This window comes from Alkalihalobacterium alkalinitrilicum (genome assembly GCF_002019605.1).
Lineage (GTDB): Bacteria > Bacillota > Bacilli > Bacillales > Bacillaceae_F > Alkalihalobacterium > Alkalihalobacterium alkalinitrilicum.
This window is the reverse complement of the sequence record NZ_KV917368.1, coordinates 168,963-184,328: the sequence shown is the minus strand read 5'-3', so window position 1 is coordinate 184,328 and position 15,366 is coordinate 168,963. Positions and strand designations below refer to the sequence as shown.

Sequence of the window (15,366 nt, the reverse complement as noted above, 5' to 3'; positions counted from 1 at the left end):
CTTCCTTATATTGGTAATATATTAGCCTATCCTAACTTTTAGCACTCATCACTTCCTTATACTGGTAATATCATGGCCTATCCTGATTTTTAGCACTACTCCTTCCTTATAATGGTAATATTATGACCTATTCTGATTTTAGGTCTCTTTTTTTACATTATGAATACTATCCTATTTTTAGATGCACTTCGTTTTAGTCACAACTTCACCTACTCATAGTATCAATTAAAACCATTCCTATTTTCAAACTTATTTTAAGCTAATGCAGACTAAGTGTTAAACTATTAGTAGTTTATTGCTAAGAGGAGTGGTCCAATGTTTGATCCCACTATTTACGAAAATTTAAAAGTGGTTTTAGAAGGAGCTATCTATGATCTTGATTTTGCGAACGAAATTATCGTGACCGATCGATCTGATGTAACGGATCTTGCTAAAATGGCAAGAGAGTTTGTGATGCAATTTCAAACATCAACAACTAAAAGCCAATACCCGATTGCTGAAGTTCGTCTAAGGTCCACACTTCAAGACTTTGCAACAGAAAAAATTAATGGTGATGATAAAACAGCTGGATGTGTGCTTGAGGTTAATTTTTTTACAAATATTCAAGACACAACGAAGGATTGCTTTGAAATTGAAAAAATGTTAAATGAAATTTGGCAAAATCGCCCTACTATTTCACAAGAGATTTCTTATACATATTCAACGAATCATATTTTAAAAAACAAAATTAACATAAACTTCGGACGAAAAATTAATGAAGATCAAATCAATGACTTTGAACAAGTTCTCCACTTCACCTTACAATCTCTTCGGTTTTTAGAAGACTATAAATAGTTGACGACATTAGATCCATCTTATTCCACAAATTCGTTCGTTAAGGATGGATCGCCCCTAATTTTTTCCATAGCTAAAAAAGAAACTCCACAATATCCCCTCATCATATTACACAAACTTATTCGCTTTTCCGATTGCCCAGTTCATCGAAAATATTAATTCTGTAGGTAAAAGTGAATGTAATATTTAAAAAGACAAAAGCTATGAACTGACATGTTCTTTGTTTTCTTATTTCCTCCAAACTTTATAGCCTAGATCACGAACATTTACATACAAATACTAAGATTAGGAAAGGGAATGTGTATGAAAAAAATTGCTTGGATTACTGATAGCACTGCCTATATAACAGAAGACTTAAAGAACAATCCTGATGTATATGTAGTTCCTCTTGCCATTATTTTTTGGGATGACGTATTCGAAGATGGTATTAGTTTAACAACCGAAGAATTATACAAAAAAATCAATCAATCGAAAACTGTACCTAAAACTTCCCAACCTGCTGTAGGTAGATTTGTAGAGCTCTATGAAAAACTAAAAGGCGAATATGAACATGCCATTGCTGTCCATATATCCAGCAAACTAAGTGGAACGTTAGATAGCAGTATGTCTGCAAGTAACATGGCTGAATTTCCTGTTGAATTCATCGATTCAAAATCAATGTCCTATGCGATAACGTCATTATTAAAAACAGGAATTGCGTTATGCGAACAAGGAATGGATGTAAAAACGATCGCCCAACAGCTTCGTGAAGATGCAGATAAAGGAGAAAACTATATTCTTTTAGGGAGCTTGGAACAGTTTTATAAAGGGGGAAGAATGTCGGGAACACAGTATTTATTAGGAAACTTACTACAAATCAAACCAATTATTCGCATAAACCAAAATGGCGAGTTCGAGGTCTTTGAAAAAGTTCGTTCAGAGAAAAAAGCAATTCGTAGATTATTAGAAATGATACAACTTGCACATGATAAACAGCCTCTACGTGAGGTTCAAATTATGCATGGCAATATCGAGGAAAAAGCAGTTGCTTTTGAAAAAGACATTAAAAGCAAGTTTCCAGATATGAATATCGTAATCGGTGAAATAAGTTCAACGATTGCAGCTCACGCTGGTGAAGGAACATTGGCTGTGATCTGGCAAAATAAATCATAGCCAATTTAATTTCCTTTACGCCTAGTTTAGGTATCAACTAAAAGGGCTGACATAGGATATCCAACAGTATTTCACTATTTAGGATTTCCACATAGTCAGCCTCGTGATGTTATACTCGTTTTCTTACCTCGAAGTTTTCGTCAATCAGTAACCAGTTTTGTGGGAAATCCCAGCCTAATACCCAATAATAAAACCCTCCTAAACCCAACTCTTTTACCAAATCGAATTTAGCTTGCATGCTTCTGGCGTCTTCAAACCAGACTTCATGCTCTAACCCGTTTTCATCGATATAATTAAAAAAAGGCGATTGGGCCACTGGGTCATACTCAATTACTGCATTATACGTTGTTGCTAACTCGATTGCTTCTTGATGATCGATCGCACGCGCTCTCGTCTCACCTTCGACAAACGGTAATGTCCAGTCATATCCATAAAGCGGGATCCCCATCATAATTTTGTCGTTTGGCATCACGGATGCTGCATATTCAATGACGCGTCTCACTTGATCAATCGGTGCAACCGCCATTGGTGGTCCACCTGTCCAACCCCATTCGTAGGTCATTAAAAACACAAAATCTGCAATCTCACCATGGGCAGCATAGTCATGACCTTCGTACAAAACCCCTACCATGCCAGGCTCCACTTGTGGTGCCAGTGCACTCGAAAGAAAATATCCTCTCTCATCTAACCTAACTTTTGCTTTACGCATGAGTTCATTATAAGGTTCACGATTTTCTGCACCTAAATATTCTAAGTCAAAATCTAGTCCTAAATATCCTTTTTGCTCCATAATAGCAATCGCTTCATCTAATAAACGATTTTGTAATTGTTCACTTTGTAACACCGTTGTTACGAGTTCAGTATCAAAAGCACCGTCCTTAATATTTGTAATAACCATTAATGGAACAACTCTATTTTCATAAGCCGTATTAATAATTGCTTGGTCATCTATTGATGTCAATGTACCATCCGCATTTAACTCGTAACTAAAAATTTGAACAAATGTTAAGTACTCACCTACCGCATCGACAACAGCTGGAGAATCCTCACCCGTTATTTGTAAATCTACATATGCACCAACATCAACGGTCGGCTTTTCCAGAAACTGAGTTGGGATATATAACCTAAATCCGACGGACAGGTTTTGAGTGTCTTGTATTTGGTTGACTTCAAGTAAAGTTTCCACTGGAATTCCATAAAGTTGACTAATTTGCCATAAGCTTTCCCCAGGTTGAATCCAATGAAACCTACCGACAATCGGTATAATTAACGCTTGGCCGCCTACGAGTTGATCAGGATTAGGTAACTGATTCGCTTGAGCGATTGCATTTGCCGTTGTATTATAGGCTTGAGCAATCCCGAATAGTGACTCTCCTGGTGAAACAAGATGTATTTGCACAATTTCTCCTCCTAATGCCCAGTATTTACCCTAACACTTTATTCAAATGATTGAATTAATTGCCTGGCCAATAGAAGATTTGTGAAAGCTCGTATCTGTACAATCTCAACTACTATGAATTAGTATCTTTAATATTTACACTTGTAACAAGTAGTTCTATTACTACCGCTCAATTCATCTTAACTAATATTTTTGCTTGACTTTTATCACTTAGTAATTGGTTAAACCCATCCTCCACAATTGCTTCTATCGGTATTTTTTTCGTAATAATTTTTTTCACATCCAACTGACCAGAACTAATTAGTGCGATGACATGAGGAAAAATATGACGATATGCTAGTGATCCCTTTAAATTTATTTCCTTTGTTAAAAATTGCAGCATATTGACTTGAATTGGTTCAGCAGAAAGTGAAACGACCATCATTTCTCCACCCTTTTTTAATACGGTTATTGCATTGAAAAATGATTCTTGTACCCCAGAAGCTTCATAGACGACATCGACTCTGCCGTAAGTTGATAAAATCGTTTTAACGACATTTTCCTCTGACGCGTTAATAACAAAGTCTGCTCCCATTCCTTTAGCTAGCTCAAGCCGTTCTTCTGAAATATCTATAGCAATAATAGTAGAGGCACCAGCGGCCTTAGCTGCTATAACCGTTAATAGTCCAATCGGTCCTACTCCAAAAATGGCAATTAGATCTCCTAATTTGATACTACTTTCTTTTACGGCTTGTAAAACAACCGCCGTCGGCTCAATGAGAGCCCCTTCTTCTAACGATACATTATCAGGTAATTTATGTATCATCTCCTCAGAAACGACAACAAAATCTGCAAATCCTCCATTTCCATGAAGGCCAAGAAATCCATAACTATCACATAAATTATATTTCCCTTGATGACAATAACGACAGTTACGACAGAATAACAATGGTTCAATGGCTACTCGGTCTCCAACTTTAACATTTCGGTTACAGTTTTCGACCTCGATAATCGTACCAGAGAACTCATGACCAAGAATGAGAGGTGCCTTTTGTCCAGTCAGTGGATGCAATTTATTCTCTTGAACTCCAACCCCGTGTTGATATGCGTGCAAGTCACTTCCACAAATACCGCACCACTCCACTTTTACCTTTACCTGGCCAGGTCGAAGGATTGGTTCCTCAATTTCTTCTATTCTTATATCTTGTTTTCCATACCATTTCACTGCTTTCATCATTTATCACTCCTTTTCCTTTCAACTAGACGACACTAGTAATAGCATAAGTCTTAATTTCAGAAATTTCAAATAATTAATTATACAAATTAGATCAATGGTATATTCATAAAGCCTTTTTAAAAAAAAGAAATAACTACTCAATCATAGTGATTAAGTAGTCATCTTTTACTATACGTATACTATACGTTTCTTTAAATTCCCATTTCTTTTAATAGCCGTGTAAATTCTAGTGTTTCAAATTGTTGACGAACTTTCTCTTCATCTATCGTTAGTAAAGCATTTTCAAAATCAAACTCAATCTCAACATCACAGCGAATTTCTGCTAGTTTTCGCGATAGGTGAAGCATCTCTAACTCATTTTCAATCTTTGTTCTCATACCTTTTGGCAGATTGGCTAAATTTTCAATAATCGCTTCGATTGTTTCGTATTCTTTTAGTAGCTTAATTGCTGTTTTTTCGCCAATACCTTTGACACCAGGAAAATTATCGCTCGTATCACCCATTAATCCTTTTAAATCTACCATTTGTGCAGCAGTTAACCCTTTTTCTTCTAAAAGCTTTTCTGGCGTATATACTGCATAGTTTGACATTCCTTTTTTCATGATGATAGAGTGAACTCGTTCATTGACTAACTGTAAGCTGTCATGGTCACCTGTTAAAATTTGAACATGCATATCATTGCTATATCGCTTAGCTAACGAACCGATACAATCATCTGCCTCGAATTGCTCAATACCGATATTCGGAATATCAAAACTAGCTACAACTTCTTTAACAAGATCAAATTGAGGGATCAATTCCTCAGGTGGCTCTCCTCTGTTGGCTTTATATTCAGGGTACATTTCGGTACGAAACGTTTTGCTGCCCATATCCCAACAACAAATCACATGACTTGGCTCAAATGTCTTTATTGCATCCCACATATATTTAACAAACCCATAAATTCCATTCGTCGGAACGCCTGAGCTTGTTTTCATTATATAACCTCTATATGCTGTCGCGTAGTAACCTCTAAATAATAAGGCCATTCCATCAACAAGCATTAATTTTTTATTTTCCAAAGGATTCACTCCTGACTTAATAAAACGTACTTATCTATACTATCAAACCTTTGGCAAATTGAATAGGGAAAAGAGGGAGTGACCAGTATTTGTCACTCCCTCTTGATTAGTTCCGTCCATTACAAACCATTGCCCCGACCTGTGATATAAGATTATTAATACGTTAACAATAAAGTGAACTTCCATCAGTGAGATTTTTCTCTTCCCCACTGATGGTTGGTTGAGACCCACACGATGTGGGTCTCACAGACAAAATGCGCCCACGACGTGGCGCATTTTGTCTCGTTCATTTAGCTATTACTGCCAGTTGTTGCGGGATAAAAATTATATTAAATTTCATTCCCATGCTTTTGTTCTATTTGCTCCTCTTGAAATATTGCCCAATGTAATTCTTCTTCCGTATAAAAGTCAAATTTATTTGTCTCCATTGAACCACTCCTTCATTCTTTGTTTCATTATAATTTAAAATCTTGATTCAAAGTGATTTGTAGTAAGGTTTTATTACAAACAAACGTTGATTTATTAGAATAATAATTACATTGCAGCCTCTAGCATCTCCTTTCGCTTTTTACCAACCCTTGTATACCCATCTGTTAGTTCACTTTTATAATCCTCTAGTATGGTGAGAATTTCACAGACTTTTGTTGACGCTTCTTCTGCTTGTTTATGTGAATCACTGATTTTGCCATGGACTAACCAGTCGGCAATTATTCCATCGAAAAAATAATCCGCAAATGTTAGAAAGGTTCCAATTTCCATGTTTATTTGAAAGTGGTTTTCAATGTCAAGTAGCTCTTCTTGAAACAAGCGAAGTTTGCTTTGTGCATCATGAACATGGTTTCTCGCTTCATCTAAATGACTATGTTTAATCGCTGTCGTAACCATTCCGCCCCCAAACATATCCCATGTTGACCAATTTTTCGCTTTATCAAGTGAACGAATAGCGCGTTGTTGCGCAGATAATGTAGAATATGTTCCTCATACTTTAATTTTTTTCGTTTCTTTTCTTTCACTTCGTACAATCTATCATTAAGTTCCGTAAACATACCCATCACCTCATCTACTATACGTTAATCTTAAAAAATAGTTTCAGCACTTTTAAGGAGATTTTACATTCCGTTAGAAAAAATAGTCTCGATTACCTCTAACAAATTTTATATTTTGGTGATATTATTATTTCGTAACGCGAAAGGGGAATTGCCATGCAAGCACATGCTAAACAACAAAATGTCCAAACTCAAGAAAAAACATTGTACCGTATTTTACTCATTATTGGGTTTGTTCATTTACTTAACGATGCTATACAGGCTTTAGTTCCCGCTATGTTTCCTATACTAGAACAATCGATGGGCTTATCATTTACTCAACTCGGAATTATCGCTTTTGCTCTTAATATTACATCTTCACTTATTCAGCCTGTCATTGGGTTATACACCGATAAAAAGCCTTCGCCATACGCTTTACCGATTGGGCTTTGTTTTACATTCTTTGGTGTACTCGGGCTCGCTTTCGCTCCATCATTTTGGTATGTCGTTTTATCGGTCATCTTTATAGGATTAGGCTCAGCGACCTTTCATCCCGAAGGGTCACGAGTCGCTTATATGGCTGCAGGAAAACGCCGTGGAATGGCTCAATCGATATATCAAGTAGGTGGAAATGCAGGTCAAGCAATGGCACCACTCATTACTGCATTAATCTTAGTTCCGCTAGGTCAATTTGGTGCGATATGGTTTACAATTATTGCTGCCCTCGCTATCGGATTACTTGTCTACATAGCTAGGTGGTATTCTGCTCAAATTATCGCAATTGCTAAAAGACCACAAACAAATAAAGCAGCGGTCAAATTGAGTCCAGCGCATCGAAAAATGGTGGTATTTGCTATTTGTCTATTAATCTTTTTAGTTTTTGCAAGATCGTGGTTCCATGCAGGTATTACAAACTTTTTTGCGTTCTACATTATTGAAAAATTCAGTTTAACGATTGCACAAGCACAAGGCTACATTTTTGTCTTTCTTTTGGCTGGTGCGATTGGTACGTTTGCAGGTGGACCACTTGCTGATCGATTTGGAAAACGAAATATGATCATGTTATCGATGCTTGCATCTGCGCCACTTGCCCTTGTATTACCTTATGCAAGTCCAATAGCAACTTACTTTTTACTTGGCGTCATCGGTTTCATTATTTTATCGAGTTTTTCCGTAACCGTTGTTTATGCTCAAGTTTTAATTCCTGGAAAAATTGGTACAGTCTCTGGTCTGATCATCGGTCTTGCCTTTGGGATGGGAGCGATCGGATCCGTTGCCTTAGGATGGTTTGCTGACCACTTCGGGTTAACGAACACGATGTTATTCACTGTTGCTCTCCCACTCATCGGGATTTTAAGCTTCTTCTTACCAGCAGATCAAAAATTAGACGAGATGAACGGTTAAGGATTCCCTTTTAAAGCTAATGGCAACTACATAAAGTGAACCTTCCATCAGTGAAGGGTTACCTCTTCCCCACTGATCGTTAGTTGAACCAATCGGGCACTTACTGGCAGTTTATCCCCATTTATCCTTCCCTGATTCCTCAAAAGTCTTGAAGTGGGGGTATTATTGCCCGTTGTTGCAGGATAAACAAAAAACACCTCCTCATTCGTTTGACAATAACGAGATAGGAGGTGTCTTTTATATTTACAATTTATAGTCCTAACACACTAGTTTATAATCTTAAACCTATTGTAAAGGGTGAGACCAGGCTACTTTTTACTCCCCTTTTAAAAGGTGAGTCCAGTTGCCTTTTTGTTCTACTTTTTTTTCTTTCATCAATCTACCTAACGCTCGTTTAAAAGCAGCCTTACTCATTCCGAAATCTAAACGAATATCTCCTGGCTCACTTTTATCGGTATACGGCATCTTTCCACCATTTCGCTCTAAATAAGCATATATCGTTTCCGCATCTTCACCTAGACTCTCTTGCTTTAACGGAAGTAATGATACATTCAAACTGCCGTCCTCTTTCACATCAATTACACGTCCTGTTACTAGTTCTCCGAGGCGCGGCTCTTTCCGTCTTTGACTTTCGTGTATAAAGCATCGATACCCGTCATCTGACAGCATAAATGACCCTACTTTCAGTGCGCGGTAGATACGTCCTGAAATTTGTTGCTTATCCATATCAAAGCTGGCCGCTTTCTCAATCTCTTCAACCACTTCTTCGGTTATAAGCTGCCCGAGTAATCTGCCTTTATAATCAAGTTTAAGGGTAATGAGTAATTGATCTCCTACTTTCGGCCAAACTGTTTTAAAAGCTGGCAAATCATCAACTGAAACAAGAATATCCTTTTGAATACCAATATTAACAAATACGCCTAAACGTGGATTAATGTCAACGACCTCTACCCAATCATACTCTCCAATTTGAATTTTTGGAATTGTCATCGTTGCGGTTAGACGTCCTTCTTTATCATTATATAAAAACACTTTGACAGTATCGCCTTCTGTTATTTCACCTGAAATTTCATTTGTATGTAGTAAGAAATCTTGTTCACCATCTGATAAAAAATAACCGAATTCTGCTTTTCTCTCGACACGTAATTCGGCAACGGAACCTGCTTGTAATTTTTTCATATTAAAACCCCTTATTATCTAACGTTCTTAATTACATTAATGACATATTTGACCAATGCCTTACCTATTATACCAAAAGAATCGAGCATGCATACAATTGAATAAGTGCTTTTTCTTTATTTCATAGAGTTACCCTACTAAAATAAAGAATATTACCTTTAAGTCGCCAATAAGGAGAGGAAAAAACATTAAGAAAAAATTGTATTTTATATCATTTTGGGATTACTGCTATTAAGTAGTTCTTTTAAGTATTTAGATACCATTATCTACACTTCAAATGAAGCAAACTGGTTTCACTACGTCATGCTCCCTGCCGTTATTCTCGGAAGTATTTATTTTTTTATTCAAGCTTTTTTACATAATAAAAAGCTATGACCTCATTTATACGGGCATAGCTACTTTCATTTTTAAATATAGTTTTGTGAAATTTAAAGCTTATTTCAACGATTCAAATCCGACAAACCAATGCTGTGTTCATTTGGCATTACCGGTAATTCAGGAACAGGATGGCCTTGAGGGGGCGGAATGACTTGAAGTTGGCCCCCATAATATAATGATGAGGATTTGCGTGTTTAATCGCTTCATCTAATGGTGCATCACCGACTCCTGCACTTCCAACTCCCTCTTCACCAGATCGATTTAATAGTTGGTTGATCGTCGTTTGGATAAGTTCGCTATGACTGAGTTCTTTTAAAAAGATCCCTCTAATTAGATCACGATATTGCTTACCCTTTCCTCTAAAGTTTGCACTTTGAAATGAAAATTGCATCATGGTTCTCATTTCACCAAAACGCCCACCTAACGCTTCTTGAAGGACTTTTGCTGCTGGGTCTGGTTTATCAGGCACGATCATATTAATTAAATCTTCTCTGTAAAAGTACAATGAACCTCCTCCTTATTTGTTCAAGCACATTTCAAATTATTAACGTATCTAATTTCTGCAATATTGGATTTGCTTCTATACCAAATGAAAAAGTTACCAAAGAAAAGAAAAAAGCAGACTGAATTCTTTTTCAAAAATTCGCCTGCTCATTTCTATTTTTGAATATGAGGAATTATTTTTCACGATACAATGTGATGTAGTTCATATCTATAATGTCTCTATGTCTTTTTTTCTTTTTCTAAGTTTATATACTATAACCAGTGCAATAAGCGCCATTGGTATGATGATTGGAGATAACCCGATAAATAAAACGATCAGTCCTGAAAATATAGCCATCGTATTATTGATCGATGCCATAAATAAACTTTTTGACTTATCCCAAGTGTTTAAATCCTGGCTTCCTTGGATCGAAGGAACATTAACTTTATTTTCTTGTAGATGAATCGTAATTGTCGAAAACTCTACATTCTTTTCTATATAATTGATTCTGCCAAGGAAGGTTTCGATTTCCTCTTGTACTTTCCCTAAATCAGAAGAAATTTTTAATAAATCTTCTGTATTTGTTGCTTCTTCCATAAACCCTAGCAATCGCTTTTCCACTACTCGTTTTGAACGAAGGCGTGATTCTAGGTCCACGTATTCTTCTGTTACATCATTACCACTCACATAACGTTCGTGAACTCTTACACTATTGGTTTCTACTTCGTTCATAAACGATTGGAAATAGGCTTGCGGAACTTTCACAACAAGATTGCCGTGAATTTGCTGTTCTCCTGAGCGATAAATCGATGATTCCAGAACAAAACCACCGAGCTCGTTGACCCTTTTTTGAATTTCAGCTTCCGATTCGTGATAATCAGTTACTTCAAGCGATAAATTTCCATGATAAATGACCATTCGTTCTGAAGTTTCCACGCTTACTGGTTCATCACTGACTGGAACTTCGTTGACCATCTCTTTTTCTTCTACGATACCACGGCTAGCGACGCCACCGTAACTAGCATCTTCTGTAACCATTCCCATTTCCCTAGCTTCTTCACTGCCATCCGATCGATGTTCATTACTACTACATGCTGTTAGGAACAAACCTAATATCATGATTGCTACTATAATAAATGATCTCTTGCGTAAGTTTTGCATATATACAACACTCCATTCGTCTACCTTTACTAGTATAGACGAACATTTCTACAAAAAAGTTACATCTCGATTTGAAGTGATTTATTCTAGCTACCATTTGGAGTTAAAAATAATAAACCCCAGCAATATATTTTATATGCTTTTTCTAATGAGGAAATGGTCGTTCTTCTTGTGTAGTCGAATGTATAATTGGCTCGTACGAAATTAAACGGTTATCCCTTCCAATGATTACATCTACTGAATTGTCTTGAGTTTGTTGTTCTTTCATCGTACGAATAAACGTATCTGATAAATACTCTACATACTGCTCGTCCCTTGCTAACCATGCAGCATGATATCTCTTTATATAAAACTCCGCTTCTGAAAACGAATGAAAAGGACGAGCAATTACCTTTCCATTACGCTCGATATTCCATTTATCTTCCTTGACTGGATAAACAAAAAACTGATCGTCATAATGGTTTTCATACAAACAACCTTTCTCAGTTGCTTTAAGATTATATTGATTACGAAATGCATCTGGCTTCATTGGTTCAATACGGAACGGCTCTGCAACAAATAACTGATATGCCTGATCTGTTAACGAACATCCTGATGCTTTTGCATGTCCTCCTCCCCCAAATTGACCTGCAACTTCCGATACGTCCATATCATCGTGGGTCGTCCGCAAACTAATTTTTTTACCACCGACATTTAAAATAGCTATGTAATCTAAATGAAGATTTTCTTTTCCCAGTTCATTTCCTAATTCTGAATGGTAGTTTTCTGCATGAACAATTCCTACGCATTTTCCATCAATGAAAGTTTGTACCATTTCCCTCCGCTTTCTTCGTATATAGCGTTCAATCTTATCTTCCTCCATATCTAAAATTTTCGTTTCAAATTCATCAAAGGAAAAGTGTTCACTTTGTTGGAGTCTTTGAACCATTCGCTCTTCAAAGTCATCAATTGAAATCATAAAAAAGAGATCATTCAATCGTTTAGCTGTTTCATTTTTATTTTTCTCCCACTCCCACGTATCGTATTGACGAACAAGTTCAACAAACTCATCAATTGGTGGTGTAGGCTTTAATTGTTTGTTTTTTACTAAATAATCATAAAGCAACGAAGTAGCAGCTGTGAGTCTCCCATCCTCATATTCAACCTGCACGCTCCCCCATTCATAATCATTAAAATGAAGAGCAGTTTTATGGTGGTCAATTAACTTAACTTTACTACTCTTCTTATAAAATTCATTTAATTTCTTCGTATTTTGTTCATTCACGGATAAGTCCGTAACGATAATAAAATCATCATTTTTGGCTCTCTCTAAAAAACGTCCCATTTGAAAATCTAACCCACTCACAGAATTGTATTTAACCCTTACTTGATCCCTAAAGGCCAGCTTTGCAAGGATTCCACATCCGACTCCATCTAAGTCATTATGAGTAAATAAATTAAACATCCTGTTTCATCTCCTCAATCTTAGGTGTGACGTTATTATGTGACAAAAATGGTTTATCCATCAGTATTCTCGAAGAATAACAAAGGTGAATTTTTCACATGTTAAAACAAACAGTCCATGGGGGGTTTTTTAGATGGTTACAAACAATGAGTTAGAACACTTTTTAAACAAAGTACAATCTGTCGTTGATCAAGGGCTAGATGAACTACTAGAGACAAAAATGATACGTGAAAATGACCCGTCAGACTATTCATACATACAATTTCAACTTCATGAACTCGTTGAAGAATCCGATCAGTTAATGAAAAAGTTTCCAGATCAGCATGAACAACTCAGTGACGTTCAACAAAAAATTAAAGAAATCCAAGAAGTAATGGTGAAAGGGATATTCTAGAAGGCACTTTCAATGAATAATGAACAACTAAAGGAAATTGTATTATTAACACAAGATGCAAAAGATATCGGATGGGAATTTTTATAGATGACGGTCGTTTGAAAGCGAGAGATAATAATTACGCTCAAAACACAACTGAATTTCATAATGAAGACCATTTATTGGAGTGGTTTGAAGAGCAATTTGATAAAAAAGGCTAATTAAAATGAGACTGACTTAAGTGTTATTACACTTTAAACACTTAAGTCAGCTTCATACATTATCCATGAACTCTCTTTATAAATAAATATTTACCCCATTGATAAATATTCATGAAGAAGACAAAACTGACAGAAATAATAAGAAGAGTTGCTCCCCCTTTATAAATTAAAACAACGGTCATTAACCCTACTACAGTCATAATCGCAATTCGTAAAAATGACTCCTCAAGCTTTTCTGTTTCAAGTTGGAGATAAATCATTTTACACGCTGAAATCATGCAAGCGGTGGCTAAGAAGTAAAGGAAACCAGGAATTATAAAATCATGAATGAGATCAAAACTAAATACCGTATAGGCTTGTCCTGTCCCACTGATGATTAATTGAACGTAGTTCACAATTTCATCAACCACTTGATAAAATGGGACATGATTCATATTATTAGTAATAGAGCCCCCAATAAAAGCAAAAGTAAATCCAAAAATAATTAAAATAAATGGTAGAACGATAACCATCCCCACACCTCGCTTCATCCTCTTTTCTATTAATCTATTCAAAACTAGTAAATTTAGAAGAGGTTGAATAAAAAAACTAGACGTTGTTGGATTTAGTTTGTATCTCTAGATGAAGTTGCTTTCTCGTTAATACTAGTAAAGTTTGAATCATATCTGGAGTTGCTTCAGGGACGTGAATACCAACAGTAACGGTGACTGTACGACTGTACGTTGAAATTTCGAACACCATTCTAAAGCGATTTCTTCAGCAATTTCTTGTTCCTTATGATGAGGTAATTGATAAGAATGAAGTAGATTAGCTTTACCTTCTTGCCACTTCACTATGCAAACCGCACCAATATGGGGGCGGGTTCCTCCATAGACGGCTAGCAACCAATCCTCTTCAATTTTTTTAACATCGTAATAAATCACGAGGTGACTTCCAAAGACTGCCAATCTTTAAATACAGGTTGATAGCCTTTCTGATAGAGAAGTTGACAAATCTCTTCAACATCTCGTTCGTCCGAAATGTCGAATTGATTCATTCCTCCATCCTGCGTATATCCGCCGACTTGGGTAGAAGAACCAGCTGACATTTTCGTAATACCTAATGGGATTAATTGATCACGGAGATACGAGCTTTCTCTCGTGGAAAGAGTAATCCCTATATGTGGTAAAAAAAGGCGACAGGCTAGTATCGCTTGAACTAGATGACGATCTTCGACATCATCGTTAGGTTTAAAGCTCCCCGCATAAGGACGCATTCTAGGAAAAGAAAGATTAATCGCCGTTTCCAAGTATTTGTTTTACAAATAGTTGGCATGCATAGCACTGAAAAAGGTTTCTTTCCGCCAATTATCCATACCTAATAGAGCGCCGACCGTCACTTGCTGCATGCCAGCTTTACAACCTCTTTCTGGTGCATCTAATCGATAATTATAGTTCCTTTTTGGGCCTTTTATATGTATTTCCTTATAGACGTTTTCATTATAGACTTCTTGGTAAATCGTTAACCCATCAACTCCAGATTGAACTAACTCCTTATACTCTTCTATTTGTAATGGATGTATTTCAATAGATATTGAAGAAAAATATTTTTTTAATATGCAAATTACTTCTTTAAAATAAGAGATTGGAGTATGGATTGGGGCTTCCCCTGTTAAAACAAGGATATGTTTCAAGCCCGTTGCGGCAATACTTTTTGATTCTATTTCAATTTCAGAAAGACTCAGTTTTTTTCTATTAAATTGTTGCATTATACTGAAGCTACAGTATGTGCAATGATTGACACAATAATCGGATATGTACATTGGTGTGAACAACAACATTGTTTTTCCATTATGACGAACCGTTAGTTGATGTGCTTTTTGTGCCATTTCTTCAAGAAAATGTTCAGCGGTTGGTGAGAGTAATATTAGTAGATCTTTTTCATTTAAATGGTTTTTCTTGAGTACTTGTTTAACTTCTTGTTCTGTTACAGATGCGAAAATCTCCTGAAAGGGAAAACGTTGCATCTCTTCATACTGATGATAAAAGCTCATAAA

16 protein-coding genes and 1 pseudogene are annotated in these 15,366 nt (G+C 36.3%); 5 read left to right on the top strand and 12 right to left on the bottom strand.

What is annotated here, in order from left to right; translation table 11 throughout:
* The first annotated feature begins 315 nt into the window (after window positions 1-315).
* Together BK574_RS00885 and BK574_RS00880 are read left to right on the top strand one after the other, a co-directional pair.
* Complete coding sequence (locus tag BK574_RS00885) at window positions 316-834, top strand: hypothetical protein (RefSeq protein ID WP_075386202.1); 519 nt, start codon at window positions 316-318, stop codon at window positions 832-834.
* A 297-nt stretch (window positions 835-1,131) separates the two neighbouring features.
* Entirely contained in the window at window positions 1,132-1,986 is an 855-nt protein-coding gene (locus BK574_RS00880) for a DegV family protein (protein WP_078427092.1), read from the top strand.
* A gap of 109 nt (window positions 1,987-2,095) precedes the next feature.
* Here the strand turns inward: BK574_RS00880 and BK574_RS00875 are convergent, their stop codons facing one another.
* From BK574_RS00875 to BK574_RS00860, 4 genes are all read right to left on the bottom strand, one after another.
* On the bottom strand, window positions 2,096-3,385 hold the full coding sequence (locus BK574_RS00875; RefSeq protein WP_078427091.1) for a glycoside hydrolase family 18 protein: 1,290 nt from the start codon (window positions 3,383-3,385) through the stop codon (window positions 2,096-2,098).
* Between the two features lie 169 nt (window positions 3,386-3,554).
* Window positions 3,555-4,598, bottom strand: coding sequence for a 2,3-butanediol dehydrogenase (locus BK574_RS00870; protein WP_078427090.1), 1,044 nt, complete (start codon window positions 4,596-4,598; stop codon window positions 3,555-3,557).
* A 194-nt stretch (window positions 4,599-4,792) separates the two neighbouring features.
* Window positions 4,793-5,644: a 5'-3' exonuclease gene (locus BK574_RS00865; RefSeq protein ID WP_075386236.1), complete on the bottom strand. Its 852-nt coding sequence runs from the start codon at window positions 5,642-5,644 to the stop codon at window positions 4,793-4,795.
* A 552-nt stretch (window positions 5,645-6,196) separates the two neighbouring features.
* Window positions 6,197-6,547, bottom strand: a complete 351-nt coding sequence (locus BK574_RS00860) for a hypothetical protein (protein ID WP_078427089.1) — start codon at window positions 6,545-6,547, stop codon at window positions 6,197-6,199.
* A gap of 311 nt (window positions 6,548-6,858) precedes the next feature.
* Between BK574_RS00860 and BK574_RS00855 the strand changes: the two genes are divergently transcribed.
* Window positions 6,859-8,091, top strand: a complete 1,233-nt coding sequence (locus BK574_RS00855; protein ID WP_078427088.1) for an MFS transporter — start codon at window positions 6,859-6,861, stop codon at window positions 8,089-8,091.
* 315 nt (window positions 8,092-8,406) lie between these two features.
* Here the strand turns inward: BK574_RS00855 and BK574_RS00850 are convergent, their stop codons facing one another.
* From BK574_RS00850 to BK574_RS00835, 4 genes and pseudogenes are all read right to left on the bottom strand, one after another.
* Window positions 8,407-9,270: a CvfB family protein gene (locus BK574_RS00850; RefSeq protein ID WP_078427087.1), complete on the bottom strand. Its 864-nt coding sequence runs from the start codon at window positions 9,268-9,270 to the stop codon at window positions 8,407-8,409.
* 538 nt (window positions 9,271-9,808) lie between these two features.
* A pseudogene (locus BK574_RS00845) lies at window positions 9,809-10,153 on the bottom strand (manganese catalase family protein); the annotation flags it as partial.
* A 207-nt stretch (window positions 10,154-10,360) separates the two neighbouring features.
* Window positions 10,361-11,293, bottom strand: coding sequence for a DUF4349 domain-containing protein (locus BK574_RS00840; RefSeq protein WP_078427085.1), 933 nt, complete (start codon window positions 11,291-11,293; stop codon window positions 10,361-10,363).
* A 145-nt stretch (window positions 11,294-11,438) separates the two neighbouring features.
* Window positions 11,439-12,737, bottom strand: a complete 1,299-nt coding sequence (locus tag BK574_RS00835; RefSeq protein WP_075386195.1) for a DHH family phosphoesterase — start codon at window positions 12,735-12,737, stop codon at window positions 11,439-11,441.
* 133 nt (window positions 12,738-12,870) lie between these two features.
* Here BK574_RS00835 and BK574_RS00830 point away from each other — a divergent pair, with 133 nt between their 5' ends.
* Window positions 12,871-13,131 carry a DUF2524 family protein gene (locus tag BK574_RS00830; protein WP_075386194.1) on the top strand — a complete coding sequence of 87 codons (261 nt, stop codon included), beginning with the start codon at window positions 12,871-12,873 and terminating at the stop codon, window positions 13,129-13,131.
* Between the two features lie 71 nt (window positions 13,132-13,202).
* A complete protein-coding gene (locus BK574_RS28650) occupies window positions 13,203-13,331 on the top strand; it encodes a hypothetical protein (RefSeq protein ID WP_274379384.1) in 129 nt (42 codons plus the stop codon).
* A gap of 59 nt (window positions 13,332-13,390) precedes the next feature.
* On the opposite strand, the gene BK574_RS00825 is transcribed toward BK574_RS28650, so the two are convergent.
* The 4 genes from BK574_RS00825 to BK574_RS00815 all read right to left on the bottom strand — a co-directional run bounded on the left by BK574_RS00825 (window position 13,391) and on the right by BK574_RS00815 (window position 15,363).
* The gene (locus BK574_RS00825) at window positions 13,391-13,843 is read right to left on the bottom strand and encodes a hypothetical protein (RefSeq protein ID WP_142247848.1); all 453 of its coding nucleotides are present in this window, start codon (window positions 13,841-13,843) and stop codon (window positions 13,391-13,393) included.
* A 147-nt stretch (window positions 13,844-13,990) separates the two neighbouring features.
* Window positions 13,991-14,254, bottom strand: coding sequence for a prenylated flavin chaperone LpdD (lpdD, locus tag BK574_RS28030; RefSeq protein ID WP_078427083.1), 264 nt, complete (start codon window positions 14,252-14,254; stop codon window positions 13,991-13,993).
* Window positions 14,251-14,586: a hypothetical protein gene (locus tag BK574_RS28145; RefSeq protein WP_238457908.1), complete on the bottom strand. Its 336-nt coding sequence runs from the start codon at window positions 14,584-14,586 to the stop codon at window positions 14,251-14,253. The genes lpdD and BK574_RS28145 overlap by 4 nt, the downstream gene beginning before the upstream one ends.
* Window positions 14,587-14,628: 42 nt before the next feature.
* Entirely contained in the window at window positions 14,629-15,363 is a 735-nt protein-coding gene (locus BK574_RS00815; protein WP_238457907.1) for a radical SAM protein, read from the bottom strand.
* Window positions 15,364-15,366 lie beyond the last annotated feature (3 nt).